The organism is Streptomyces sp. NPDC102467 (genome assembly GCF_044765445.1).
In the GTDB taxonomy this organism is placed as follows: domain Bacteria; phylum Actinomycetota; class Actinomycetes; order Streptomycetales; family Streptomycetaceae; genus Streptomyces.
Genome location: NZ_JBIWKA010000002.1, coordinates 40,202 through 66,033, shown reverse-complemented (window position 1 = coordinate 66,033; position 25,832 = coordinate 40,202). Strand labels below are relative to the sequence as shown.

Sequence of the window (25,832 nt, the reverse complement as noted above, 5' to 3'; positions counted from 1 at the left end):
TCACCGCGGGGCGAGCCGGAACTGGCTCTCCTGTTCCTGGTCACCGGAGACCGACCCCGCGTCCTCGAAGCCGAACGCGCGGGCGAGCGCCTCGCGGACGGTGACGACATCGTGGGGCGCTCCCTGAGCGGTGCCGGAGACGGGCCCTTCGAGCGCCTCACCGTTCCCGGCCCCGGGCCCGGACGCGGATGTGCCGGCCTGCACGTCGAGTTCCGCCGTCCATACCGTGGGAGGCGTGCCGGAGGAGCCGGACGAGTCCTGGGCGGGCGCCCGGTCGGGGAACCTCGCGGTGAGATGGGCGAGGACGGTACGGGCGTCCCGGGCCGTGCAGTTGCTCAGCGTCACGGTGACGAGGGGCCTGTCTTCGGCTGCGCTGCTCATGGGGTCTCCCTTGTGGGGGCTGGATCGTACGGTTTGGATCGATCGGTCATTGCGGGTCGTTGTCGTCGGACGGGTGCGGAGTCTCTTCGGTGTGCCGCTTGCGCGCCCAGGCGGGGAGGACGAACCAGCACAGCAGGTACCAGGCGAGGACCCCCGCGACGATGGCCGGGGCGACCGAGTCGTGCGTCGCGACGCGCAGGATCAGGAACAGCGCCGAGGTCAGCGTGCACAGCAGCAGCACCAGGCCCACGAAGGTGAGCCGGGAGGCCCACATCACCGCCTGCGGTTTGATCCTCCGGCCGGACACCTGCCGGTGGAAGGCGACCGGCCCGATCAGGGCACCCGTCGCGGCGGACCCGAGGACGACGGTGACGATGTAGATGGTGCGGTTGGCGTCGGAGAGCTCCGCGAACCGCGGGGTGAACACCACCGTGAGCAGGAAGCCGAAGAGGATCTGCACACCGGTCAGGGCGACGCGCAGCTCCTGGATGAGCTCCGCCCACTGCCGGTCGGCCTTCTCCTCGACCGTCTCCGTCCGGCCCCGTCGGGGGCCGGACGACCGGCGGTCGTTCAGTTCGTCCACTGCCACTCCACGACCTCGGGCAGGTCCGTGCCGTGCTCGCGGATCCAGCGGTGGTGCCGGGTGCGGGCGTCCGCCATGCGCTGCCGGGTCGCGGCCGCCCGGACACCGAGCCCGGGGACCCGGTCGATGACGTCCATGACCAGGCGGAACCTGTCGAGGTCGTTGCGGACGACCATGTCGAACGGCGTGGTCGTGGTGCCGGACTCCTTGTAGCCGCGCACGTGGAGATTGTCGTGTCCTGCCCGCCGATAGGTAAGGCGGTGGATGAGCCACGGATAGCCGTGATAGCCGAAGATGACCGGCTTGTCGGAGGTGAACAGGCCGTCGTACTCGGCGTCGCTCATGCCGTTGGAATCCTCCTCGGCCGGCAGGAGCGTGGTCATGTCGACGACGTTCACGACCCGCACGGCGAGCTCCGGCAGGTGCTCGCGCAGCAGCGCGGCCGCGGCCAGGATCTCCTGGGTGGGGACGTCACCGGCGCAGGCGAGGACCACGTCGGGCCCGTCGCCGCGCTCCGTGCCGGCCCAGTCCCACACTCCGGCGCCGCGCGCGCAGTGGGCGCGGGCCTGGTCGAGCGAGAGCCAGTCGGGGCCGGGGTTCTTGCCCGCCACGATGACGTTGACGTGGTCGCGGCTGCGCAGGGCGGTGTCGGCCACGGTCAGCAGCGTGTTGGCGTCCGGCGGCAGGTACACCCGGACGATGTGCGGGCTCTTGTTGAGGACATGGTCGACGAAGCCGGGGTCCTGGTGCGAGAAACCGTTGTGGTCCTGGCGCCAGACGTGCGAGGTGAGCAGGTAGTTGAGCGACGCCACGGGCGCGCGCCAGGTCAGCTCGCCCGCCGTCTTCAGCCACTTGATGTGCTGGTTGACCATCGAGTCGACGATGTGGACGAAGGCTTCGTAGCAGGAGAACAGGCCGTGCCGGCCGGTGAGCAGATAGCCCTCGAGCCAGCCCTGGCACAGGTGCTCGGAGAGCACTTCCATCACGCGGCCGTGCGGGTCGAGGTCCTCGTCGACGGGCAGAGTGCGCTCCTGCCAGGCCTTGCCGCTGGCTTCGTAGACGGCCCCCAGTTTGTTGGAGGCCGTCTCGTCCGGGCCGACGAGACGGAAGTTGCGCTCGCCTGCCGTGTCCGTCATGAGGCGCGCGAGGAAGTCGCCGAGGAGCTGGGTGGGGGAGTGGAGCGTGGCGCCCGGCTTGTCGACCGGTACGGCGAAGTCCTCCAGGGGCGGCAGCGGCAGGGACCGCAGGCGCAGCCCGCCGTTGGCGTACGAGGTGGAGCCCAGCCGCCGGGTGCCGTGCGGCACGCAGGCCAGCACCGCGTCGCTGGGGCGGCCGTCGTCGCCGAAGAGCTCGTCCGGCCGGTACGAGCGCAGCCAGCGCTCCAACTGGGCGAGGTGCTCGGGGTTCTCGCGGACCTCGGGGAGAGGGACCTGATGGGCGCGCCAGGTGTTCTCCACCGGCAGCCCGTCGACGTCGGCCGGGCCGGTCCACCCCTTGGGGGTGCGCAGCACGATCATCGGCCAGCGGACGGGTGTGGTCGCCTCGCCCGTCCTGGCCGCCCGCTGGTGGTCGGTGATGAGGTCAAGCGCCTGGTCGAGGGTGCGCGCCATGTCCTGATGCACCTGGGCCGGATCGTCGCCCTCGACGTAGAGCGGGAGGTGGCCGTAGCCGCGCAGCAGGGCGTCGAGCTCGTCCTGCGGCATCCGGGCGAGCACGGTCGGATTGGCGATCTTGTATCCGTTGAGATGCAGGATCGGCAGCACGGCGCCGTCGTGCACGGGATCGAGGAACCTGCCCGAGTGCCAGGACGCGGCCAGCGGGCCCGTCTCCGCCTCGCCGTCGCCGACCACGCAGGTGACGAGCAGGTTCGGGTGGTCGAAGGCCGCACCGTACGCGTGGGCGAGGGAGTAGCCGAGCTCGCCGCCCTCGTGGATGGAGCCGGGGACCTCGGGCGCTACGTGGCTGGGTACGCCGCCCGGGAAGGAGAACTGCTTGAACAGCCGGGTCATGCCCGTCTCGTCGCGCCCCACGTCCGGGTAGATGTCGCTGTAGCTGCCCTCCAGCCAGGCGTTGGCGAGGACGGCGGGTCCGCCGTGGCCGGGGCCCCACACGCACAGGGCCTCCAGCTCCCGCTGCTTGATCACCCGGTTCAGGTGCGTGTAGACGAGGTTCAGCCCGGGAGAGGTGCCCCAGTGCCCGAGCAGCCGCGGTTTCACGTGCTCCGGGCGGAGCGGCTCACGCAGCAGCGCGTTGGACATCAGGTAGATCTGGCCGACGGCGAGGTAGTTCGCCGCGCGCCAGTGGGCGTCCACCTCGCGCAGTTCGTCGGCGGTGAGTACCGGGGCGTCTCGGTCGGCCGTAGTCATCGAATGCTCCAGAACCGTGTCGGCGGGCGTCGTCGGACGGGTGCTGTGGGCGAGTCCTGTACGGATGCTCCACCACGGCAGGAAGCCCGCCCCTCCACGCGTTCCCACACAAGTCGGCGGCATTCACCCTGTTCCTCCGTCTCCTCCCATCGTGACCTGCGCCGATTGCCCACGCATGTGCTGCGCACCCTCGTGCATCGCCCGGGCCTGCCCGGGGTACCCGGCGCGGCTGCCGTCACGGGTGGTCCTGTGGCGGGACGGTCGCACGTGTGACCAGCCTGGTAGGGCCCTTGCACAGTGGAAAGAAGGCGATGTCATGCCTCCGGAGGATCGACCCGTCAGGGGGAGCGTGGAGGAGAGCCCGAGCGCCCTGATCGTCATCGACATGGTCAACACGTACGACCACCAGGACGCCGACGCGCTCCTGCCCTCGGCCCGGAAGATCGTGCCGGTCGTGGCCGACCTGCTCCGCGCGGCGCGCGACAGCCGGGCCCCCGTGATCTACGTGAACGACAACTTCGGGCAGTGGCGCTCCCACCACGGAGAACTCGTCGAAGCTGCGCTGGCCGGCCCGCACGCGGAGCTGGTGGAACCGGTCAGGCCCGACTCGGAGGCACTGTTCGTCGTGAAGGCCCGGCACTCGATCTTCTACGAGACGCCCCTGACGTACCTGCTCTGGGAGCTGGGCGTCCGTCATGTGATCCTGTGCGGCCAGGTCACCGAACAGTGCGTGCTGTACTCGGCGCTGGACGCCCACATCCGGCACCTGGACGTGAGCGTGGTCTCCGACGCCGTCGCGCACATCCACCCCCAACTGGCCGAAGCGGCCCTGGAGATGATGCGCAGGAACATGGGCGCGCGGATCGTCGCGGGCCAGGACGTCACCTTCACCGGAGAGCCCGGTCGCCGTCGTGGCACTCCGAGTTGAAAGTTCTGCCCCGGTGGGCGGTTGATGGCTGCGTCGTGGGTACTCGCGTTGCTTCCGATACGAGTGAGGTGAGACGGAAATGGAGTGGCTGGACAGGGCCGCGTGCGTGTGGGAGGACCCGGAGCTGTTCTTCCCGGTGGGCGGCAGCGGGCCCGCTCTGCAGGACATCCATGACGCGAAGGCGGTGTGCCACCGGTGCCCCGTGATGGATTCGTGCCTGGAGTGGGCCCTGGAGACAGGGCAGACGGCCGGCGTGTGGGGCGGCACCTCGGAGACCGAACGGGCCAAGATGCTCCGGACGTTGCGCCGCAGGGCCCGCCAGGAAGCAGGTGCCCGATGACGCGCCGAGAAACCCCGGGCGCCCCGTCACGCACCGCCTCCACCAGTGATGATGGACCTCATGAACGAAGCTCACGACGCCGTTGAACTCCCGGCGCCCCTCACACGCGCCGAGAGCGCGTTGGACAGTCTGCTGGCGCGCTACGAGACCCGGATCCAGCAGCACGGACGCGCCGCCGCCCCCGACGCCGGGCGACACGAGCAGTTGCTCGCCGAGCGGCAGGAGCTGCTCACCGACAAGAGTCTCCTCTCGGGGCTGAGCGACGAGCAGTTGGTGCAGGTGACAGCCATCTATGAGACACGCAACGATGCCCTGGACTCCTCACAGCCCGACGCGCAGTAGCCCGCGCGAGGTCTCTAGGCTCCTCGCATGCTGAGACTCGGATTCCCCGTCATCGGTGTCACGGACATGCACCGCGCAGTGGCCTTCTGGACCAAGGCGCTGGAGCTGGTCCCCACCGAGGAGTGGGCGAGCGACACGTGGCGGACCCTCGACCATGCCGACGGGTCCGGTCACGTTCTCGGCCTGATGCGCAGTGCGTCGCCGGCCGAGCCGCACCCCCGCCTTCACCTGGACCTCTTCACCGACACGACAGAGGAACAACGGGCGGAGGTGCAGCGGCTGGTCGGGCTCGGCGCGCGAGCCGTCGCGTGGGACCTCTATCCGCCGGACCCGGATTTCGTCGTCCTCGCCGATCCGGACGGCAACATCTTCTGCGTCGTCGACCTGAGTCGGGCGCCGAGCGGCGGTCCACCGGCCCGCGACTGACCTGACCTGTCAGTCCTTGGCGATCCGGCGCAGCGCCAGCAGTGTGGCGTCGTCCTCGCGGTGCGGCCCGTCCAGCCGCGCGACGAGCCGCTCGGCGTAGTCCTGGAGGGCGTCGTGACCGGTGGCGGGCGGCGCTTCGGCCAGGCACCGCTCGGCGGCGGTGAGGAACCGCCGGGTGTCCCGGTCGGGGTCGGAGCCGCGCCGTTCGGTCAGCCCGTCCGAGTACATCAGCACGATGTCGCCCACCTGGAGGTTGGCGGTCGCGGCGGTGTACGTGCTGTCGGGCAGAACGCCGAGCGTCAGTCCCGGACCGTCGACGGGATCGGGCAGTTGCCCGGCGAGGCCGTCCCGCAGCAGGACCGGGCGCGGATGACCGGCGCACGTCCAGCGCAGCAGAGCCTGTTCCGGGTGGTACCGGGCGACGATCGCCGTCGCGGTCGATTCGGTGCCGTCCGCGCAGGCCACCTCGTTGAGCCAGTGCGTCAGCCGCTCCACGGGCTGCTCGGTGTAGGCCAGGCCGGCCAGCGCGTAGCGCAGTTTGGCCATGAGCGTGGCCGCCTCCAGGCCGTGGCCGCGCGCGTCGCCCAGAGCGATGAGTGCCCTTCCGTCGGGCAGCTTGCGGGCCTTGTACCAGTCGCCGCCGACGCCGGCCTCGCGCGCGTCGGGGCGGTACACGGCGGCCGCGTCGAGACCGAACGCGGCGAGCTCGTCCTGGAAGTGGGGGAGGACCGCCTCGCGCAGCACGTCGGCGACCTCCGTGACGGCTTCCGCGCGTTCGAGCTGACGACGGGCCTCGCGCTCGGCACACGCGGTCGTCTCGCGGCGCCGCCGGTCGGCGGTGATGTCGACGAGCACCGCGCGCACCGCCCAGACCAGGCTTCCCGGAGCGATGCGCACGGGCTCGGCGGCCATCAGGAACACCCGCTCCCCGGTGCCGTCGAGGCGGAGTTCGCACGTTGCCTTCCGCTTGCGCAGGATGACGTCGTACAGCGTCCGGTAGAGGCTGGGCAGGCTGTCCGACGTGACGGAGGCGGCCAGGTCGAAGAGGGTCGGTGCCGTCCTGCTCGCCGGGAGGCCGAGCACATCCTGGAATCCGTGGGAGAGCTCGACGTGGAGATCGCCGAGGTTCCACTCCGCCCAGCCGGTCCGCATCAGTTTCTGGGCGGCGGCGGTCATCCGCGTGCGGTGTCCGCGTTCCCAGGTGAGGAGCAGGTGTTCGCCGCACGGGGCCACCCGCACCTCGTCGTTCAGCCGCACCGGGCCCGACACGGTGCGGACCAGCCATTCCACTGTCGCGGGGCCCTGCGGTGTGCGGTCGCGGAACGCGCGGGCCAGCATGGCGGGGACAGCCGTTTCGGCGAGTGCGGGGAAGCGTTCGAAGAGGGACACGGGGTCGGACCATCGCGGCAGGGAGGCCTCGGGGAGACGACTGGCACCGTACGCCTGGGCCGCCGCGTTCTGACTGACGTACAGGGCGTCGCGGACCGTGCCGTCCTCGCCGAGCAGCGGAGTGACCAACAGGGCCGCCATCGGCAGGGCGTTGAGCACATCCTGCCCCGAGGACGCCGACGGGGCCGGCCACGGGGAAGGGGCAGCGGCGGGCTCTCGCGAGGGAGGCCGCCGGAGGTCGGTGTACGCCTGGATGCGCCGCCGCTGCGCTTCCAGCAGCTCGCGGATCGCGTGGAGTTCCAAGCGTGAGCGCGCTTCGCGTCTGGAAGCGGCTTCGTCCATGTGCGTAGGACCTTCTGTACGGGCAGCGCCTTCTCACGTGGGCGGAGGCGGTCTCGAACACGATCGGCGCGACGCGCCCCGCAGGCCAGTCGACCTCCGCCATGTGGCGGAGGACGGGCGGCCGGGCCGTGGCCGTCGACTGCCGACCCGGGCTATTGACCGGGGTCCGGTCGCTTCCTATGTTGTTTGAGGCCAAACGAAATGCGTTTGCCCGGATACGGACAGCACAGGAGGGCCGGCCATGAAGGTCGTCGTCGACAGGAACAAGTGCCAGGACCACGGCCAGTGCGTCTTCGCCGCGCCCGACGTCTTCGGCTTCGACGACGCCGGACACCTGGTCTACGTCCCGGACCCCGACGACGCGCTCTCCGACGACGTCGAGGAAGCCGCCGACGTCTGCCCGCTCCAGGCCATCCGGATAGCGGCCGAGCCGTGAGCGCACCGGTCGTCGTGGCAGGCGCGTCCATGGCGGGGCTGCGCGCCGCCGAGCAGTTGCGCGCGGCCGGCTGGGGCGGGCCGGTCGTCCTCGTCGGGGACGAACCGCACATGCCCTACAGTCGGCCACCGCTCTCCAAGGAAGTGCTGGCGGGCAACGCCCCCTTCGAGTCGCTCGCCTTCCAGCCGCGCGCCAGCGTCTCGGACGTGCGGTGGTGCCTGGGCACCCGGGTCGTCGGGGCGGACCTCGACCGGCGGGTCGTCGAGCTCGACGACGGGCGCGTCCTGCCGTACGAAGGTCTGGTCGTGGCCACCGGTATGCGACCACGGCGGCTGCCCTGCCCGGGGCCGGTCGCCGGGCGGCACACCGTCCGTACGCTCACCGACGCGCAAGGACTGCGGGCGGCGCTGACCCGGCCGGGCGTGCGGGTGGTCGTGGTCGGCGCCGGGTTCATCGGCTGCGAGGTGGCCTCGACCGCGCTGGCACTCGGCGCCGCCGAGGTCACGGTCGTCGACCCGCTGCCGCTGCCCATGATCGCGCCGCTGGGCGAACTCCTCGCGACGGTGCTGCTCGACCGCCATGAACGGCGAGGCGTGCGGTTCGCCCTCGGCACCGGAGTGACCGCCTTCGAGGGCCGCGGCCGGGTCACCGGCGCGGTCCTGGCCGACGGCACGGCCATCGCCGCGGACGTCGTGGTGGAGTCGGTCGGATCCCTGGCCAACACCGAGTGGCTCGACGGCAACGGTCTCGACCTCGCCGACGGCGTCCGCACGGACGAGCACCTGCGGGCCGGCGGCCGCCCGGACGTGATCGCCGTAGGCGATGTCGCCCGCTTCCCCAACGCCCGCTACGACGACGTCCCGCGCCGCGTCGAACACTGGTCCATCCCCACGGACACCGCCAAGCACGCCGCCAAGGTGCTCACCGCACACCTCACCGGCACCGACGCGGGGCTCGCCCCGTTCGCGCCGCTGCCCACGTTCTGGAGCGACCAGCACGACTTCCGCCTGCAGTCCTTCGGCGCCCCCGTCCTCGGCAAGGACGACGTGCGCGTCCTGTACGGGGACCTCGACGGGGACGTCCTCGCCGGCTACCACCGGGGCGGCCGGCTCGTCGGCGTCGTCGCCCTCGGCGGCCGGTCCGTGATGGCCGCCGCCGCCCGCTACCGCGCCGAACTGCTCGAACGCCCCGCCCAGGCCGCTCGACCCGCCCGGCCCGTTCGACCCTGAGGAATCCCTGTGACCGGTGTCCGCGGATACTTCCACCCCAAGACGGCGACGGGGGCCTCGTCGCTCATCCCCGCCCCGCCGTGGCGCTACTCCGGCGACCTGCTCACCGTCGAGTACCGCACCGACCCGGCCCGGGTCCGCGAGTTGCTGCCCGAGCCGCTGCGGCTCGCCGGGGAGGATCCGGGCGCCGTCGCGCTGATCTGGGCCGACTGGCAGTCCTGCTCCGCATCGGGTCAGGAACTCCTCGACCCGGTGCGCGCCCAGTACAAGGAGGCGTTCGCGGTGGTTCGTTGCACGTACCGGGGCCGGACGTACACGCGCTGCGTCCACATCTGGGTGGACAAGGACTTCGCGATCGCCCGCGGACTCCATCAGGGGTATCCGAAGAAGCTGGGCTCCATCCACCAGACCCGCCCGCATCCCTACGGTCCCGCCCCGCGCATCGGGCCCGGCGCCCGCTTCGGCGCCACCCTCGCCGCCGCCGACCGGCGCCTGGCCCAGGCCGTCGTGACCCTGCGCGAACCGTCGGAGAGCAACGGTCTTGTCAACGCCCACCCCATGGCCCACCACCGCTGGCTGCCCTCGGTCGAGAAGGGCAGGGGCCTGGCGCTCGACGAGCTGATCGAGTCCGGGGCCGCCTCCTTCGAGGGCGGACAGGCCTGGACCGGCGACGCCGACCTGGAGCTGTTCGAGGCACCCACCGAGGAACTGGCCCGCCTTGAGATCCGGGAGCCGATCGCCGCCTACTACCGGCAGGTCGGCGTGGTGTGGGACGGGGGCCGCCTCCTGGAGTCGGGAACCTCGGGCGCCGAGTGAGCTCTCATCAAGTAGACCGATTCCACCGGGAGTTCGAGCAATGAGCGGACACACCACCACCGTCGCCGGAGTCGCCGTCGACACCAGGCACTGGATCGGCGGCCGACGGATCGCCTCCGCCCGGACCTTCACCGACGTCTCACCCATCGACGGCGCCGCCCTCGGCGAGATGGCCCGCGGCACCCCCGTGGAGGCCGCGGCGGCCGTCGCCGCCGCCAAGGAGGCCTTTCCCGGCTGGGCCGCCACCCCACGCACCGAACGCGCCCGCATCCTGCGCGCCATCGCCGACGGCGTGGACAAGCGCGCGGAGGAACTGTCCCTGGTGGAGACCACCGACAACGGAGCCCTGCTGCGCTCCCACCGCCGGGGCGTCATGCCCAGGGTCGCCCACAACTTCCGCTTCTTCGCCGACCGGCTGCTGCACCTTGAGCACGAGGACTTCGAGACGCGCGGCCACACCCACCATGTCAGCTGGGACCCGGCCGGCCCCTGCGTACTGATCACCCCATGGAACGCGCCGCTGCTGCTGGCCACATGGAAGGTCGCCCCGGCTCTCGCGGCAGGCGACACAGTGGTGCTGAAGCCGGCCGAATGGACCCCCCTCACCGCGTCGCTGCTCGCCGACATCACCGCGGAGGCCGGCCTGCCGCCCGGCGTCCTCAACGTCGTCCAGGGCCACGGGGCCGAGATCGGCGACGCCCTCACCGGGCATCCGGACGTACGCCGGATCAGCTTCACCGGCTCGGTGCGGACCGGCAGGCAGGTCGCTGTCTCGGCCGCCGCCCACCTCACTCCGCTCAGCCTCGAACTCGGGGGAAAATCACCCCTGTTGGTCTTCGCCGACGCCGACCTGGGCCTCGCCGCCGAGCTGGCCGTGGAGCAGTACGACAACGCCGGGCAGGTCTGCCTCGCCGCCACCCGCATCCTGGTCGAGGAGACGGTCGCCGAGGAGTTCACCCGCCGCCTGACCGAGAAGGCGGCGCGGCTACGGCAGGGCGACCCGCGGGACGCGACCACCGACATCGGCCCCACCATCCACCCCCGCCAACTGGCCCGGATCGACGGCTTCGTGCGGCGCGCCCTCGCGACCGGCGCCCGAGCGGCCGTCGGCGGTCACCGCCACGGCGACCGGTACTACGCCCCCACCCTCCTCACCGATGTCGCCCAGGACTCCGAGATCGTCCAGGAGGAGGTCTTCGGCCCGGTGCTGACCCTGCAGACGTTCGCGGACGAGCCCGAGGCGGTGCGCCTGGCGAACGACACCCGCTTCGGTCTGGCCGCCACCCTCGCTACCGGGGACCCCGAGCGAGCCCGGCGCGTCACCGCGCAGCTGGTGGCGGGCACCGTCTGGGTCAACTGCTTCTACGTCCGCGACCTCCGCGCCCCCTTCGGGGGGTCCCGCCACTCCGGCATCGGCCGCGAGGGCGGCACCTGGAGCTTCGACTTCTACTGCGACCTGAAGACCACCGTCACCGCGCCGAAGGGATGGCAGGACCATGGGTGAGACCGTCGGGGCGGGCCTGCTCGCCCACGTCCCCACCATCGTGCTGCCCGAGGCCGACCGCCTCGAACTCAACGAGGGCAAGGAGAGCACCCTCGTCACCGGCCTGCGGCAGCTGCGCGACGACGTCTTCGAGAGCGACGCCTACGACACCGTGGTCGTCCTGGACTCCCACTGGGCCACCACCGTCGAATTCGTGGTCACCGCGCAGCCCCGCCGGGCCGGCCTGTTCACCTCCGAGGAACTGCCGCGCGGCATGTGCCGGATGCCCTACGACTTCGCCGGCGACCCCGAACTCGCCCTGAACATCTGCTCGTTCGCCGACCGGCGCGACACCTGGATCACCGCGATCGACGACCCGTACCTGCCGATCTACTACGCCACGACCAACCTGTGGAAGTTCCTCGGCGAGGGCCTGCCCGACAAGCGGTGGGTGACCATCGGCGTCTGCCAGACCGGCGACATGGAGGACCATCTGCGGCTCGGCCGCGCGCTGGCCGACGGCATCGCCGCGACCCCCGGACGCAGAGTGCTCCTGATCGCCTCCGGCGCCCTCTCGCACACCTTCTGGCCGCTGCGCGAGCTGCGCGCCCACGAGGCGGGCGACCCGGTGCACATCTTCACCCCCGAGGCACGCGCGGCCGACCGCGAGCGCATCGCCTGGTTCAAGGAGGGCCGCCACGACAAGGTCCTGGACGGTATGGACGAGTTCGGAAAGCACCGGCCCGAGGCGAAATTCTCCCACTACCTGATGATGGCCGGGGCGCTCGGCGAGCAGGCGTGCGTCGCGAAGGCCCGCCAGTACGGCGCCTACGAGAACTCCATCGGCACCGGTCAGGTCCATCTGTGGTTCGACCGGCCGGCGCACGGCTGGACCGGCACAGGACCGCCCGCGCTCGCCGCCCCCCGAACCCCGCACAGCCGCACCTAGGGAGGTTCCGACATGTCCGAGCACCGCCGCATCCTTCTCGACGGGGCAGCCGTGGAGACCGTCCGCCACGGCGACGAACTGATCGCCGGGGACGGACGCCGCGTCAAGACGGAGGACGCGACGCACCTGCCGCCGGTGGTCCCCTCCAAGGTGATCGCCGTCCACCTCAACCACCGCAGCCGCGTCGACGAGTTCGGGGTCCGCCTGCCCGCCGCACCCACCTACTTCCACAAGCCGACCTCGGCACTCAACTCCCACAAGGGCGCCGTCGTACGCCCCGACGGCTGCAAGTGGCTCAACTACGAAGGGGAGGTCGCCCTCGTCATCGGCAGGACCGCGCGCAACGTCTCCCCGGCCGAGGCGGGGGAGTACATCGCCGGCTACACCGTGGCCGACGACTTCGGTCTGCACGACTTCCGGGACACCGACGCGGGCTCCATGCTCCGCGTCAAGGGCTCGGACACCCTGTGCCCGCTGGGCCCGGGACTGGTCACCGACTGGGACTTCCACGGCAAGGGCTTGCGGACCTACGTCAACGGCCGGGTCGTCCAGCAGGGTTCCACCGACGAGATGACCTGGGACATGCACTACCTCGTCGCCGACATCGCCCGCACCATCACCCTCTACCCCGGCGACGTACTGCTGTCCGGCACCCCGGCGGGCTCCCGGCCCGTGCGCCCCGGCGACGTCGTCGAGGTCGAGGTCGAGGGGATCGGCCGGCTCGTCAACCACATCGTCGCGGGGCCCACCGCCATCAGGACCGACGTCGGTGCCCAGCCCACCGAGTCCGAGGAGGTGCTCTCCACCGCGCTCGGCGGCGACTGGGAGCTCCGCGGCATCAGGCCGCCGAAGCGCTGAGAGCCAGTCTCCGCCCCCCGTTCATCGGGCTTCACCGACGTGGTCCGGAGGACCGCATGACTGTCGTCACGCACGTCGTCACGCACGAGGAATGGACCCGCCGCGCCACGACGCTCGAACCGATCGGCACCCATCTGATCGACGGCGCCGACGAACCGGGCGGCGGCAGCACCTACCCGGCGCTCTCGCCCCGCGACGGCCGGACCCTGGCCGAGGTCGCCGACGGGGGCCCGGCCGAGGTCGACGCGGCCGTCGCCGCCGCGCGCCGCGCGTTCGACGACGGCCCCTGGCCACGCCTGGCCCCCGCCGACCGCGGCCGCGTCCTGATCCGCCTCGCCGACCTGCTGGCGGAACGCCGGGCCGAGCTGGCGCTCACCGTCAGCCTGGAGATGGGCAAGCCCGTCACCGAGGCCCACGACATCGAACTCCGGGCCGTCAGCGACACGTTCCGCTGGTACGGCCAGCTCGCCGGCAAACTCACCGACGAGGTACCGCACACCGCGCCGGACACCCTCGCCCTCGTCACCCGGGAGCCCGCCGGCGTCGTCGGCGCGGTCGTCCCCTGGAACTTCCCGCTGACGCTCGCCGGCTGGAAGGTCGCCCCGGCGCTCGCTGTCGGCTGCACGGTCGTGCTGAAGCCCTCGGAGCATTCCCCGCTGTCGGCCGCCCTGTTGGGACGTATCGGCCTGGAGGCAGGGCTGCCGCCCGGCGTCCTCAACGTCGTCAACGGCGTGGGCCCGGTGGCGGGCCGGGCGCTTGGCCTGCACCCCGACGTGGACGTCCTGGCCTTCACCGGGTCCACCGCCGTCGGCCGGCACTTTCTGCGCCACGCGGCCGACTCCAACCTCAAGCGCGTCTGGCTGGAGCTGGGCGGCAAGTCACCCAACATCGTGCTTCCCGACGCCCCCGACCTGGCGACGGCCGCGGCCACCGCCGCCTGGGGCATCTTCTTCAATCAGGGCGAGATGTGCACCGCGCCCTCCCGCCTCCTGGTCCACTCCTCCGTCGCCGAACAGGTCACCGAGGCCGTCGTGGCGCGGGCCCGCACACTGCGGGTGGGGGACCCCCTCGACCCGGCGACGGAGATGGGCGCCCTGGTCGGCGAGAGCCATCTCGCCCGGGTCCTCGACCACGTCCGCAACGCGGTCGAGGACGGCGCCCAGCTGCGCACCGGCGGCGCGCGCACCCTGACAGGGACCGGCGGCGCCTACCTCGAACCGACCGTCTTCGACCGGGTCGCGCCGGACAGCCGCCTGGCGCGCGAGGAAGTCTTCGGACCCGTGCTCGCCGTGCTCCCCTTCGACACCCTCGACCAGGCCGTGGCCCTCGCCAACGCCACCGAGTACGGGCTGGCCGCCGGGGTGTGGACGTCCGACCTGACCACCGCCCTCACGGTCTCCCGCGCCCTCAGGGCCGGCACGGTATGGGTCAACTGCTACGAGGAGGGCGACCTGACCGTGCCCTTCGGCGGCATGAAACAGTCCGGCTCGGGACGCGACAAGTCCGCCCACGCGCTGGAGAAGTACACCGAACTCAAGACGACCTGGATCCGGCTGTGAGCCGCCGCCCGCTGATCGCGATCCCCGCCCGTTTCTCCGCCGTCACCTCCGGCCTGCCCGACGCGGCGGAGGTCAACGCCCGCGCCCTGATCGAGGCCGTGTGGCGGGCGGGCGGCGAGCCCGCCACCGTCCATCCCCACGCCCCTGGAGGCACGGCCGGTCCCGACGACGTCCGCGCACGCCTCGCCCGCTTCGACGCGGTGCTGCTCCCCGGTGGCGGCGACATCGCCCCGCACCGTTACGGCGTGGGGCACACCCACCGGACCGTGTACGACGTGGACGACGAACAGGACGCGTTCGACCTGGAAACCGCCCGGCAGGCCCTCGCGGGCGGAGTGCCGCTGCTGGCGATCTGCCGCGGTCTCCAAGTGGTCAACACGGCCCTGGGCGGCACGCTCCACCAGGACATGGACGGCTCCGAGCAGGGCCACCGGCACGTCCGGCAGGCCGTCTCCTTCGCCCCCGGTTCCGCGCTGTCCCGTATCACCAGGACCGACAAGGCCGAGGCGTCCTGCTACCACCATCAGCACGTGGACCGGCCGGGGGAGGGGCTGCGCGTCACCGCCCGCGCCGCCGACGGCACCGTCGAGGCCGTCGAACGCACCCGGGACGGCGGCTGGTTCCTGGCCGTGCAATGGCATCCGGAGGACACAGCGCACGAAGACCCGGTCCAGCAGCGCCTCTTCGGCGCGCTCGTCCGCGCGGCGCACCGGAGCGGCTGAGAGCCTGTCTTTGCAGGCCTGTCTTTTGAAGGACAGGCGCTCAGTCCCGGGCCCGGCGTCCGCTACGGCGCGGTGTCGGCGCCGCGCCGTTCAGCAGCGTCCGCCGCCTGCCCTCGCCCTCCTCCTCGACCTGGAGCACCACGCGCCGCAGCCCGGCGGCGAGGTCACGGCACTCGGTGTCGCTCAGCCGCGAGGTGACGAAGGCCTCCTCCTCGTTGAACGCCGGGAACACCTCGCGCATGAACTCCTCGCCGTCCTCGGTGAGACCGAGCAGCACGAGTCTGCCGTCGCTGGGATGGCCGGTGCGCCGCAGCAGACCGCGCGACTCCAGCGTGCGGGCCACACCTGTCAGGGTGCCCTTGGAGATGCCGGCCTCCTCGGCGACGTGCCGGGTCTCGGACTCGCCCCAGACCCACACCACCCACAGCACCACGAAGCCGGTCCAGGTCAGGTCCGATCCGCGCAGCACGGAGTTCTCCAGGTGCTGGCGCACGGCCGACGCCGCACGGTAGATGTTGGCGACCGCCGCCATCTGTTCACGCCGGATGGGGATGCCGCCGAGTTTCGCCTCGGCGAGTCGCTCCGCCTGGCTGATGGACCGCTGGCTGGGCACGGGCGCTCCTCCGCAATCGTCACGGGTCCCGTGGACACCGCGGGACCCACGGTCGTTCGGGACCGAATCATACGGGGGCACGTCCGCGCGGCTCGCGGTCAGTCGAGCGTGACCGTCACGGGCAGCTCCTTGATCCCGTTGACGAAGTTGGAGCGCACCCGGCGGACAGGACCGTCGAGGCGGATGTCCGCGAGGCGCGGGATCAGCTCCTCGAACATGATGCGGATCTCGGTACGGGCGAGCAGGTTGCCCAGGCACAGGTGCGGGCTCGTCTTGCCGAAGGTGATGTGGTCGTTGGGGGCGCGCGTCACGTCGAAGGCGTACGGGTCGGGGAAGACGCCCTCGTCGCGGTTGCCGGAGGCGTACCACATGACGACCTTCTCGCCCCGCCGGATGTGCTTGCCGCCGAGGTCGGTGTCGCGGGTCGCGGTACGCCGGAAGTGGTAGACGGGGGAGGCCCAGCGCAGGAACTCCTCGACGGCGCCCGGGATGAGGCCGGGGTCCCTGCGGAGCCGGTCGAGCTGTTCGGGGTGTTCGGTGAGGGCCAGCATGGTGTGGCTGATGGCGTGGCGGGTCGTCTCGTTCCCGGCGACGACCAGGAGCAGGAAGTAGTTGTCGAAGTCCTGCGCGGAGAGCGGCACGCCGTCGCGCGGGGTCCCGTTGACGAGACGGCTGACCAGGTCGTCGGCGGCGCCACCTCGGCGCCGCCGCGCCAAATCACGTCCGTAGGCGAAGACTTCGGTGGCGGCGGGGGAGCGGAAGGGCAGGTCGCGGTAGCGCTCGCTGTCCGGGTCGTCGAGGAGTACGTCCGCGTAGTCCGGGTCGGTGTTGCCGATGAGCCGGTTGCCCCAGTCGATGAGCTGCCGGTTGTCCTCGGGCGGTACGTCGAGGAGGCGGGCGAGGACGTTGATGGGGAAGTCGGCCGCGACATGGGTGACGAAGTCGAAGGTGCCGAGGGGCAGCGCCGCGTCCAGGGTGCGGGCGGTCAGGCCGCGCAGAAAGTCGGTGTACCGGCTGATGACACTGTGCCCGAACTGCCGTTGCAGCAGGGTGCGCAGCGCGCGGTGCCGGGTGCCGTCGAGCTCCAGGATCGAGGCGCGCTTGGCGATCTGGTCGTCGTCGACCTCTTCCAGGTTGACGAACCGGGTCGAGGTGAAGGTCTCCGGATCCCGGTCGACGGCGACGATGTCGCGGTGCCGGGTCAGCGCCCAGAACCCGGAGTTGGGCGCGGCCTCGGGCTGCCAGTGCACCGGGTCCTGGTGCCGCAGGGTGTGGAACATGCGCCACGGCTGCGCGCCGTCGGTGAAGCGGTCGAGGTCGGTGAGGTCGACGTCGTCGAGGGGTACGGGTTCGACCGGGGCGGATGCCGTCATCGCGGGCTCCTTGACTCCTGGGGGCGGGCCGGATCACAGGTGGTCGGCGTATTCGGTGAACTCCCAGTCGGTGACGTGGCGGTGGAAGCGGCCGACCTCGTCGCGCTTGTAGGTGAGGTAGGCGGTGACGAAGTCCTTGCCGAGGAGATGGGTGAGGCCGGTGTCCGCCTCCAGCGCGTCGAGCGCGGCGGGCAGGCTCATGGGCAGCAGCGCCGCCCTGGCGGTGTCGTACCCGTACCCCTCCAACGGGGCGGGCGGCTGGTCCGCGTCGAGCACACCGAGCAGGGCTGCCGCGCAGGCGGCGGCGACCAGCAGGTACGGGTTGGCGGCGGCGTCCCCGAGCCGCAGTTCGAGCCGGGCGCCCGCACCGCGCTCGGGCGGGACGCGGACCATGGCGCTGCGGTTGTCCAGGCCCCAGTCGATCAGCCAGGGGGCGAGGGTGTCGGGGCCGAACCGCTTGTAGGAGTTGACCGTCGGGTTGAGCAGCGCGGCGAGCGCCGGGGCGTGCGCGAGCAGCCCGGCCACCGCGTGCCGGGCGGTGTCGGACAGGCCGTACGCGCCCGCCGGATCGTCGAAGACGTTGCGGCCCTCGTCTGCGCCTGAGCCTGCGCTCTCGCTGTCGGTGCAGGACAGGTGGAGGTGGAAGCCGGAACCGCCCGCGTCATTGAAGGGTTTGGCCATGAAGGTGGCCAACCGGCCCTCCCTGCGCGCGAGTTCCTTGACGGCTGACTTGAGGCGGAACGCCCGGTCGGCCGCGTCGAGCGCCTCGGAGTGGCGGAGATTGATCTCGAACTGCGCCCCGTCGAACTCGTGGTTGCCCGTGGTGATGCCGATGCCCAGATCACGCAGTGGGCGCAGGGTGCGCAACAGATGGTTGTCCGGGTCGGCGCGCAGGCCCGCGGTGTACACGGCGCCGGTGGTCGTGTTGTAGCGGCGCCAGCCGCCCGGCGCGAGCGGGTCCGGGTCGCAGAGGAAGTACTCGAGTTCGGGTCCTGCCACCGGGTGCAGGCCGTGCTCCGCACACCGCGCGAGCACCGTGCGCAGCAGGTCGCGGGGCGACTCGGGGGCGGGCACCCCGGTCCTTGCGTCGGTGACGTCGCCCAGGCAGGAGGCCACCCCCGGCTCCCAGGGCAGGGGGGTGAGGGTGCTGAGGTCGGGCCTGACCACCATGTCGGGCAGTCCCGCGTCGAGACCCCCGGCCACCGGCACCACATCGCCTCGCGGGGTGGTGTGGTAGACGGCGCGGCAGAAGGCGAGCCCGTGTGTACAGGCCGTCGGCAGATGGTCGAGCAGCACGTCACGGGCCCGGTCCGTGCCGAGCAGATCGGGATAGACCACCCGGACCACATCGATGCCCGCCTCGACGAGTCGTTCGGTGTGCCGGCGGAGCTGTGCGGGGTCGTGTGCGCTCACCGCTGCCTCCTCGGGCAGATGGGAACGGGGTCGCGCCGTGGTCCGGGCGCCGCCGCCCGCCACTTGTTTGATGCCAAACGGTATGTCGACCGTAGGGACGCCCGCCGCCCCACCGCAAGCCCGCCGTATCAACTCACCGCGAAACAAAGGGGATTGACCGCGCAGGACCGCTCATTTATGTTGTTTGATGCCAAACGAATAGGGTGAGCCCGAGCGTTTCCGAGGAGCTGGGATGACGGCCGACACCCCCCGACGCCCCGTCACCGAGCGGCTCAGGCCCAACGCCCTGGGCGTCCTCGGCGTCCTCTTCCTCGTCCTGTCCGCGCAGGCCCCGCTGACCGGCATCGCCGGCGCCGTGCCACTGTCCGTCGCGCTCGGCAACGGCCCCGGCGTGCCGGCCGCCTACGTCGCCGCGGGCGCGGTCGTCCTGCTGTTCTCCGTCGGCTTCGTCGCGATGAGCCGCTACGTCGTCGACCCCGGCGCGTTCTACACGTACATCGGCAAGGGCCTCGGCCGGACCACGGGCACGGGCAGCGCCGCCGTCGCCCTCTTCGCGTACTGCACCATCCAGGCAGCGATGTACGGCCTGTACGGGGCGACCGTCGCCCACCTGCTGCGGGAGCACACGGGCATCGACCTGGCGTGGTGGGTGTGGGCTCTGCTCACCATGGCGCTGGTGCAGCTCCTCGGGGTGGCGGGCATCGACATGGGCGCCCGGGTGCTCGCCCTGTTCGTGATCGCCGAGACCGGTGTCCTGCTGGCGTTCGCCCTGGTCACCCTGGTGCGCGGCGGAGGCCCCGAGGGGCTCGGCATCACCGACAGCTTCTCTCCGCACGCCGCCCTGAACGGCGCGCCCGGGGTGGCCATGATGTTCGCCGTCGCGTCCATGTTCGGCTTCGAGGCCACCGCCATCTACGGCGAGGAGGCCCGTGCCCCGCATCGGACCGTGCCCCGCGCGACCTATCTGTCCATCACGCTGATCACCGCGTTCTTCGCCCTCACCTCCTGGATGGTGATCTCCGCCCACGGCGCCTCGCATGCCGGCGCCGCCGCCGGCCGGGCGCTGGCGGGCGGGGACTCCTCCGCATTCGTCTTCCGGCCCATCGCCGACCTGTTCGGCGGCTGGGCGGGGGACCTGCTGCCCGCCCTGCTCGCCACGTCCCTCTTCGCCGGCATCCTGGCGTTCCACAACTCGGCCAACCGCTATCTGTTCGCGCTGGGCCGCGAGCGCCGCCTCCCGCACGCCCTGTGCGCCCTGAACCGGCGCGGCGCCCCATGGGCCGCGGGCTGCGTCCAGACGGCGATCGCGGTGCTGCTGGTCGTGCCTTTCGCGCTGACGGGCAGGGACCCGGTCGTGACGCTGTTCTCCTGGTTCAGCGGCGTCGCCGTCCTCGCGATCATGCTTCTGTACTTCCTCACGTCCGTTTCCGTGGTCGTCTTCTTCCGTCGCGCACGCCTGGACCGGCGGCTCTGGAACACCGCCGTCGCCCCCATCCTGGGCGCCCTCGGCATCGCCGGGGCGATCTGGCTCGTCCTGGCCAACCTGACCACCCTCATCGGCGGTGACCGCACCACTGCCACCTGGCTCGCCCTGACCGTGCCCGCCGTCTGGCTCCTGGGCGCCGCCGCCCACCTCGTCCGCCCCGGGGCGGCCACCACCGCGCGCCCCGCCCTTCAGAAGGACCCCCTGTGACCTGAACCTCCGTGCACCGAACTCCCCCCCCGAGGAATGCTCGTGAACCGTCCCCCCCGTCCTCTCATCGCCATTCCCGCGCGCTTCGCCGTCTCGACCTCGGCGCTGCGCCACGCGGCCGAGGTCGTCGCCCGCGCTCTGGTCGAAGCCGTCTGGCGGGCGGGCGGCGAGCCGGTGGCCCTTCATCCGTACGCCCCTGGCGGGAGTTGTGACCCGGCGCTCGTCGCGGACCGGCTGACCCGCTTCGACGGCGTCCTGCTACCGGGTGGCGGCGAACTGGCTCCGGGCCGCTACGGAAACGCGCGGACGTACGGCACCAAGTACGACGCCGACGCCGAGCAGGACGGCTTCGACCTGGCCGTGGTCCACCACGTGTTGCGCACCGAACTGCCGCTGCTGGCGATCTGCCGCGGCCTCCAGGCCGTCAACGTGGCGCTCGGCGGCACTTTGCAGGAGCACCTGGCCGGCTGGCGACGCGAGCACCACAATCTCGTCCACCAGGTCGACGTCGAGCCCGCCACGCTGCTCGAACTGAGCATGGGCACCCAGGTGGTGACGGCCTCCTGCGTCCACCACCGACGGGTGGACAGGGTGGGGGCCGGACTGAAGGTCACCGCGCAGGCGGCCGACGGCACCCGCGAAGCACTCGAACTCCCGCACCGGCGCGCCTGGTTCGCCGGTGTGCAGTGGCATCCCGAACACACCGCCCCCCACGACCCGGCCCAACAGGCCCTGTTCGAAGCCTTCGTCCGTGCCACAGGGGCGGCCCGATGACACTCTTCGACTTCCAGAGCCAGTCTCTGCATCCCGCGCGGACATCACTTCCGATGCCGCCCCGCACCGTTCACCCGCTGCCCCAATGGAGGGGAAGACTCACATGAAACGTGCCCTCGTGGTCATCGACGTCCAGAACGAGTACGTGACGGGCGCCATGCCGATCTCCTACCCGCCCCCGGCCGAAAGCCTGGCCAACATCGCCGCCGCCATCGACACCGCCGCCCAGGAAGGCGTCCCGGTCGTGGTCGTCCAGCACGCCGCCCCCGCCGGTTCGCCGGTCTTCGCCCGGGGCACGCACGGTTTCGAGCTGCACGACGTGGTGGCCTCCCGCCCGTACAGCCACCTCGTGGAGAAGACCCTGCCCTCCTCCTTCGTCGGCACCGACCTCGACGCATGGCTGCGGCGCGAAGGCATCGACACGCTCACCATCGTCGGCTACATGACACAAACCTGCGACGAGTCCACCACGCGCGACGCCGTCCACCGCGGCTACCGGGTCGAGATGCTCTCCGACGCGACCGGCACGGTCGCTCTCTCCAACCGGGCGGGGACGCTGACCGCCGCGGAGATCCACCGTGCCGTGCTGGTCGTCATGCAGACCTTCTTCGCCTACGTGGCCACCACCACCGAATGGATCGGCGCTCTTCGCACCAAGACCCCGCTCGGCCGCCCAGACTTTGCGGCCGCTACCGATGCGGGGCAAATAAAAACCGACGGCTGATTCCTCTTCCGTCAGGGCCCCGGCGAGCCACGCCGGGGCCCTTCGGTATGTGAAGCGCTTGAATTTCGAATACATGTCCTAGGCGTTGATAGTCCCTGGCCGGAAAAGCGTGCCGGGAAAGACGCTTCAGGATCGGGAGGAACAGCGTCGGCGCCGGTGGTCGGGGGCCGGCGGCCTGGCAGGAAACGGCTCTGTCCCGAGGCGCGGCGCGCGGGTGTCGTGCGGCGGCCGCCTGCGGGTTCCAGCGCCATATGCAGCGGAATCGGCAATTCTCCCCTGCCCGAATCCAGCGCACGGGGCCCCTGCTCTTTCCGCCCTGTACGGACACGTGCATGACAGGGCCATGGTTCTCCGGTGAGGCGATCGGGCCAAATTCAAAACGGCAGAAGGGGAATTGTATGTTTCCGTGCCGCGGGGATCTACGGTGGTGCAGTTCCACCACTCCTTAGTCGTCGTAGTTTCGTTGCGCTCTAAATCATCCGGTAGCCGGTAAGGAATGTGCGGAGGGGGACCCCTGTGACGGAATCGCTGCAGAGTGGGTTGTTGCTCGAGGCATTCGATGTACAACTGTTCCGGGACAGCGCCGAATCGGTCCTCGCCAAGCTGGAGAAGCACTTGGCCGATCTCTCGATCCGCGGCCTGGAACTCGTCGACCCCGCGCAGCTGACCCGGGCGGCCAGGGAGCTCATGACCACGGAGCGGGAGCGGCCCGCCGCCTTCGACGAGGGGAGGCTCGCGGAGATCGTCGATCTCTACGTCAGGACCGGCATCCAGGTCCAGTCGCCCGGCTATATGGGCCGGCAGTTCTCCAGCGTCGTCCCGCTCTCCGGGGTCGTCGACTTCGTCAGCGCCGTGGTCAACCAGCCCTCGTCGTTCTACGAGGCGGGCCAGCTGCCCAGCGTCGCCGAACGGATCATGGCCGACGAGCTCAACAGGTTCATCGGGTTCGAGCCCGGCACTTTCGCCATGGTGACCACCTCCGGCGGTTCGCTGGCCAACCTGACCGCTCTGCTCACGGCTCGCAACAGGGCTTTTCCCGGCGTGTGGGCCCAGGGCAGCTCGGCGCTCGACGGTCCGGCGAGGCCCGCTGTCGCGGTCGGCGCCGACGTCCATTACAGCGTCGCGCGGGCCGCGGGCATCCTCGGCATCGGCGAGGAGCGCATCGTCCGTCTCCCGCTCGACGCCGAGCGGCGCATCGACGTCGCGCGGGTCCGCCCCGCCCTCGACGAGGCGGCCCGGCAGGGCCTCGACGTGTTCTGCCTGGTCGCGTCGGCGGGCACGACAGCGGTGGGCGCGTTCGACCCGCTCGACGAGTTGGCCGCCGTCGCGCGCGAACGCGATCTCTGGCTGCACGTGGACGGCGCCCACGGCGCGAGCCTGCTGGTCTCCGACGAACTGCGCCACAAATTACGCGGAATCGATCAGGTGGACTCCCTGGCCTGGGACGCGCACAAGATGATGTTCGTGCCGGCCCCGTGCACACTGCTCTTCTACCGCGACCGGGAACGCAGCCGCGGCGCATTTCGGCAGACCGCGAGCTACGTATTCGACGAACAGCCAAGCACCTACACGGAACTCGACAGCGGGGACAAGAACTTCGAATGCACGAAGCGCCCTATGATCATGAGTCTCTGGGTGACCTGGGCGATGTACGGAAGGGCGCTCTTCGCCGAGAAGATCGAGTATCTGTGCCGGTTGACGCGGTACGCCCACGCCCTACTCGAAGAGCAGTCGGATTTCGAGACACTGCACTACCCGGAGGCGAATATCATCTGCTTTCGCTATCGGCCGGAATGGATTGACGAGGACGGGGTGGCCGCGTTCCAGGTGGATATCAGGAACCGGATCAAACAGCACGGGCAATTCTTCATATCGAAAGTCGACGTGGACGGAGTGGCCGCCCTTCGCGTGGTCATGATGAACCACCAGATCACGACCGAGCACTTTCAAATGCTTCTCGAAGAGATACGGAAGGCAGGAAAGGCACAGTGACCGACTCGCATGGTGCGATGGCACCACCCGCCGACGTCCACTCCATGGTCAACCGGCTCATCCCGGACGGGGAACTGGCTCCCGAGACCCCCGAGGCGGTGACGCTACTGCCGCCGTTCGCCGAGAAGATGCGCGCATGCGAACGGATCTGCCGGCAGCCGTACAGCGAGCTCTCCCACGAGATCCAGGACGCCCTCGTGCTGCGCAGGCTGCAGCAGATGATCCACACCATCCAGCTCAACCCGGTCTGGCGCGCCCGCCTGGAAGCCGCGGGCGCGGCCAAGGCCCCCGACAGCTACGAAGCCTGGCAACACGTACCGCTGTCCGACAAGGAGACCCAGCGCGACCTCTTCATGGGCTCCCGTGACGGCCTGGTCGTCGCGCACGACCGGGGCGGGTTCGAGGTGGTCGCGAGCGGCGGCACCAGCACCGGCAGCCCCCTGGAGACCGTGTACTCCCTGCGTGAACTGCGCGACACCTACGAGGTGGCCGGCCGGTTCCTCGGCGCCTACCAGCTCGGCGACCGCCTCGCCGGTGGCGACCCGAAGTGGCTGCTCACCACACTCGCCGACTACCAGATGTGGAGCAGCGGCACGATGGTCGGCGGTGTGCTCCAGAAAGTGCCGGGCGTCAACTACATCGGAGCCGGACCCGTCACGGCCCCCGTCCTGGAACACCTCTTCTCCTACCGGGGCCCGAAGGCGCTGATGGGCATCTCGGCGGGCATCGCCATCCTCGCCGAACTCGGTGCGGGGATGAGCCTGCAGGCCCGGGAGAGCTTCCGGGTCGCCCTCTACGGCAGCGGGGTGCTGTCGCAGCGCAACCGGGCCGAACTGAAGGCGCTCTACCCCAACCTGGAGATCCTCAGCTACTTCGCCGCCACCCAGGCGGAGACCATCGGACTGCAACTGGACGAGTCGAGCCCCGTACTGACCGCCGTACCCGGACTGCACCTCATCGAGATCGTCGACGAGGACGGGTTCTGGGTCCCCGAGGGCGAGGAGGGGGAGCTGGTCGTCACCCGGCTGCACGCCCACGAGGCGCCGCTGCTGCGGTTGAAGCTGGGCGACCGGATGATCCGCAGGCCCCGCCTGGAGGGCCCGGGGCCGAACGCCCAGCAGTTCGAGTTCGCCGGCCGCACCGGCGACATCCTGCACCTCAACGACAGTCAGTACTCGGCGGCCCGCGCGTACGGCGCGCTGCGCGACGAACTGAAGTCCGCCGGTGTGGTGGACCTGGACCGGGCGGCCCACGAGATCCAGTTCGCCAACCACCGCGAGAACCGGACCATCACCCTGTACGCGGCCGTGGACGACGTGCTCGGCCTGACCTACCGCGTCGACTCCATGCTCGGCCCGCAGGGACTGCATCAGGTGTTCGTCAACGCCCTGCCGCGGTCGCTCTCCCTGTTCAACGACGGTGAGGCCAACCCCTCGTCGATCGCGAAGACGGGCTACAGCCTGCACGTCAGGTTCGTGCCCCGCCACTCACCGGACATCGAGCGCACGGCGGTCGGCAAGGTGCCGCTCGTCCGTGACCACGCCTGATCCGGCGACCAGGAAGGAGACACCCGACCGCCGCGTCACCCCCGGACAGCACGCAGGAGGAAAGAGTGGCTTACAAACCGCAGGTCAACATAGTCGCCGTGGTCGACGTCATCGGCGCCCTCTCCGGAGGAACCCTGCTCAACGGAAATCTCTGCATGATGGACAACGGCGACCACGACAGCAGGGGGCAGGGAACGCCCCACCTGTGCACCGTCGTCCGCCCCGGCCAGGTCGTCCAGTGGACCGTCCTCGCCGTCGACCTGCAGACGCCCGTCGAGATCAGGAACATCACCTTCCTCGGCCCGGACGGCGAGGCGACGCCCACCGAGCGCCTCTCGGGCAACGGGGACGGCGACAAGCTCGACCTGGCGCACTGGGCGGGCACGGTCCCGCTGTCCCTGACGCCGGGCACGCCCCACAAGTACCGCCTGGAACTCCAGATGTACGAGGGCGCGCGCAGCGTGCTCCACGTCGACTCACCGGCACTGATGGGCGCGTGAGCGGACGATCGGCTCGGACCGACAGGCGACAACACGCAACGACGAGGTGGAAGC

General features: G+C 70.9%; 25 protein-coding genes. 18 read left to right on the top strand and 7 right to left on the bottom strand.

Annotation, left to right across the window (positions count from 1 at the left end; genetic code table 11):
- Genes ACIREE_RS03405 through ACIREE_RS03395 form a run of 3 tightly spaced genes read right to left on the bottom strand, consistent with a single transcriptional unit; the run spans position 1 to position 3,330 of the window.
- On the bottom strand, positions 1–381 hold the full coding sequence (locus tag ACIREE_RS03405) for a hypothetical protein (protein WP_404145515.1): 381 nt from the start codon (positions 379–381) through the stop codon (positions 1–3).
- Between the two features lie 46 nt (positions 382–427).
- Entirely contained in the window at positions 428–964 is a 537-nt protein-coding gene (locus ACIREE_RS03400; protein WP_404145513.1) for a DUF6328 family protein, read from the bottom strand.
- Positions 952–3,330, bottom strand: a complete 2,379-nt coding sequence (locus ACIREE_RS03395; protein ID WP_404145511.1) for a phosphoketolase — start codon at positions 3,328–3,330, stop codon at positions 952–954. The genes ACIREE_RS03400 and ACIREE_RS03395 overlap by 13 nt, the downstream gene beginning before the upstream one ends.
- A gap of 316 nt (positions 3,331–3,646) precedes the next feature.
- Here ACIREE_RS03395 and ACIREE_RS03390 point away from each other — a divergent pair, with 316 nt between their 5' ends.
- From ACIREE_RS03390 to ACIREE_RS03375, 4 genes are all read left to right on the top strand, one after another.
- The gene (locus ACIREE_RS03390; RefSeq protein ID WP_404145509.1) at positions 3,647–4,258 is read left to right on the top strand and encodes an isochorismatase family cysteine hydrolase; all 612 of its coding nucleotides are present in this window, start codon (positions 3,647–3,649) and stop codon (positions 4,256–4,258) included.
- Positions 4,259–4,337: 79 nt separating this feature from the next.
- Complete coding sequence (locus ACIREE_RS03385; RefSeq protein WP_404145506.1) at positions 4,338–4,598, top strand: WhiB family transcriptional regulator; 261 nt, start codon at positions 4,338–4,340, stop codon at positions 4,596–4,598.
- A gap of 60 nt (positions 4,599–4,658) precedes the next feature.
- Positions 4,659–4,940 carry a hypothetical protein gene (locus tag ACIREE_RS03380; protein ID WP_404145503.1) on the top strand — a complete coding sequence of 94 codons (282 nt, stop codon included), beginning with the start codon at positions 4,659–4,661 and terminating at the stop codon, positions 4,938–4,940.
- 27 nt (positions 4,941–4,967) lie between these two features.
- Positions 4,968–5,366 (top strand): VOC family protein, encoded by a 399-nt coding sequence (locus ACIREE_RS03375; protein WP_404145500.1) that lies wholly within the window; start codon positions 4,968–4,970, stop codon positions 5,364–5,366.
- 9 nt (positions 5,367–5,375) lie between these two features.
- Here the strand turns inward: ACIREE_RS03375 and ACIREE_RS03370 are convergent, their stop codons facing one another.
- Complete coding sequence (locus ACIREE_RS03370) at positions 5,376–7,097, bottom strand: PP2C family protein-serine/threonine phosphatase (RefSeq protein ID WP_404145496.1); 1,722 nt, start codon at positions 7,095–7,097, stop codon at positions 5,376–5,378.
- 241 nt (positions 7,098–7,338) lie between these two features.
- Here ACIREE_RS03370 and ACIREE_RS03365 point away from each other — a divergent pair, with 241 nt between their 5' ends.
- Genes ACIREE_RS03365 through ACIREE_RS03330 form a run of 8 tightly spaced genes read left to right on the top strand, consistent with a single transcriptional unit; the run spans position 7,339 to position 15,149 of the window.
- Complete coding sequence (locus ACIREE_RS03365; RefSeq protein WP_404145493.1) at positions 7,339–7,533, top strand: ferredoxin; 195 nt, start codon at positions 7,339–7,341, stop codon at positions 7,531–7,533.
- The gene (locus tag ACIREE_RS03360; RefSeq protein WP_404145490.1) at positions 7,530–8,762 is read left to right on the top strand and encodes an NAD(P)/FAD-dependent oxidoreductase; all 1,233 of its coding nucleotides are present in this window, start codon (positions 7,530–7,532) and stop codon (positions 8,760–8,762) included. Before ACIREE_RS03365 ends, ACIREE_RS03360 begins: the two co-directional genes overlap by 4 nt.
- A 9-nt stretch (positions 8,763–8,771) precedes the next feature.
- On the top strand, positions 8,772–9,578 hold the full coding sequence (locus tag ACIREE_RS03355; protein ID WP_404145488.1) for an acetoacetate decarboxylase family protein: 807 nt from the start codon (positions 8,772–8,774) through the stop codon (positions 9,576–9,578).
- A 40-nt stretch (positions 9,579–9,618) separates the two neighbouring features.
- The gene (locus ACIREE_RS03350) at positions 9,619–11,082 is read left to right on the top strand and encodes an aldehyde dehydrogenase (protein ID WP_404145485.1); all 1,464 of its coding nucleotides are present in this window, start codon (positions 9,619–9,621) and stop codon (positions 11,080–11,082) included.
- A complete protein-coding gene (locus ACIREE_RS03345; RefSeq protein ID WP_404145482.1) occupies positions 11,075–12,010 on the top strand; it encodes a 3,4-dihydroxyphenylacetate 2,3-dioxygenase in 936 nt (311 codons plus the stop codon). Before ACIREE_RS03350 ends, ACIREE_RS03345 begins: the two co-directional genes overlap by 8 nt.
- A 12-nt stretch (positions 12,011–12,022) precedes the next feature.
- The gene (locus ACIREE_RS03340) at positions 12,023–12,868 is read left to right on the top strand and encodes a fumarylacetoacetate hydrolase family protein (protein ID WP_404145479.1); all 846 of its coding nucleotides are present in this window, start codon (positions 12,023–12,025) and stop codon (positions 12,866–12,868) included.
- A gap of 56 nt (positions 12,869–12,924) precedes the next feature.
- Positions 12,925–14,427: an aldehyde dehydrogenase gene (locus ACIREE_RS03335; protein WP_404145477.1), complete on the top strand. Its 1,503-nt coding sequence runs from the start codon at positions 12,925–12,927 to the stop codon at positions 14,425–14,427.
- Positions 14,424–15,149: a gamma-glutamyl-gamma-aminobutyrate hydrolase family protein gene (locus ACIREE_RS03330; RefSeq protein WP_404145474.1), complete on the top strand. Its 726-nt coding sequence runs from the start codon at positions 14,424–14,426 to the stop codon at positions 15,147–15,149. The genes ACIREE_RS03335 and ACIREE_RS03330 overlap by 4 nt, the downstream gene beginning before the upstream one ends.
- Positions 15,150–15,189: 40 nt before the next feature.
- Here the strand turns inward: ACIREE_RS03330 and ACIREE_RS03325 are convergent, their stop codons facing one another.
- The 3 genes from ACIREE_RS03325 to ACIREE_RS03315 form a co-directional block, all read right to left on the bottom strand.
- Positions 15,190–15,762, bottom strand: coding sequence for a MarR family winged helix-turn-helix transcriptional regulator (locus tag ACIREE_RS03325; RefSeq protein WP_404145472.1), 573 nt, complete (start codon positions 15,760–15,762; stop codon positions 15,190–15,192).
- A 98-nt stretch (positions 15,763–15,860) separates the two neighbouring features.
- Positions 15,861–17,135, bottom strand: coding sequence for a cytochrome P450 (locus ACIREE_RS03320; protein WP_404145469.1), 1,275 nt, complete (start codon positions 17,133–17,135; stop codon positions 15,861–15,863).
- Positions 17,136–17,168: 33 nt separating this feature from the next.
- On the bottom strand, positions 17,169–18,548 hold the full coding sequence (locus ACIREE_RS03315; protein WP_404145467.1) for a glutamine synthetase family protein: 1,380 nt from the start codon (positions 18,546–18,548) through the stop codon (positions 17,169–17,171).
- A 232-nt stretch (positions 18,549–18,780) separates the two neighbouring features.
- Between ACIREE_RS03315 and ACIREE_RS03310 the strand changes: the two genes are divergently transcribed.
- The 6 genes from ACIREE_RS03310 to ACIREE_RS03285 all read left to right on the top strand — a co-directional run bounded on the left by ACIREE_RS03310 (position 18,781) and on the right by ACIREE_RS03285 (position 25,778).
- Complete coding sequence (locus ACIREE_RS03310; protein ID WP_404145464.1) at positions 18,781–20,241, top strand: APC family permease; 1,461 nt, start codon at positions 18,781–18,783, stop codon at positions 20,239–20,241.
- A 36-nt stretch (positions 20,242–20,277) separates the two neighbouring features.
- Positions 20,278–21,015 carry a gamma-glutamyl-gamma-aminobutyrate hydrolase family protein gene (locus ACIREE_RS03305; RefSeq protein WP_404145461.1) on the top strand — a complete coding sequence of 246 codons (738 nt, stop codon included), beginning with the start codon at positions 20,278–20,280 and terminating at the stop codon, positions 21,013–21,015.
- A gap of 103 nt (positions 21,016–21,118) precedes the next feature.
- Positions 21,119–21,739, top strand: a complete 621-nt coding sequence (locus ACIREE_RS03300; RefSeq protein WP_404145459.1) for a cysteine hydrolase family protein — start codon at positions 21,119–21,121, stop codon at positions 21,737–21,739.
- A gap of 543 nt (positions 21,740–22,282) precedes the next feature.
- Positions 22,283–23,731 (top strand): pyridoxal phosphate-dependent decarboxylase family protein, encoded by a 1,449-nt coding sequence (locus ACIREE_RS03295; protein ID WP_404145457.1) that lies wholly within the window; start codon positions 22,283–22,285, stop codon positions 23,729–23,731.
- On the top strand, positions 23,728–25,278 hold the full coding sequence (locus ACIREE_RS03290; RefSeq protein ID WP_404145454.1) for a hypothetical protein: 1,551 nt from the start codon (positions 23,728–23,730) through the stop codon (positions 25,276–25,278). The genes ACIREE_RS03295 and ACIREE_RS03290 overlap by 4 nt, the downstream gene beginning before the upstream one ends.
- 65 nt (positions 25,279–25,343) lie before the next feature.
- A complete protein-coding gene (locus ACIREE_RS03285; RefSeq protein WP_404145451.1) occupies positions 25,344–25,778 on the top strand; it encodes a hypothetical protein in 435 nt (144 codons plus the stop codon).
- The last annotated feature ends 54 nt before the right edge of the window (positions 25,779–25,832 follow it).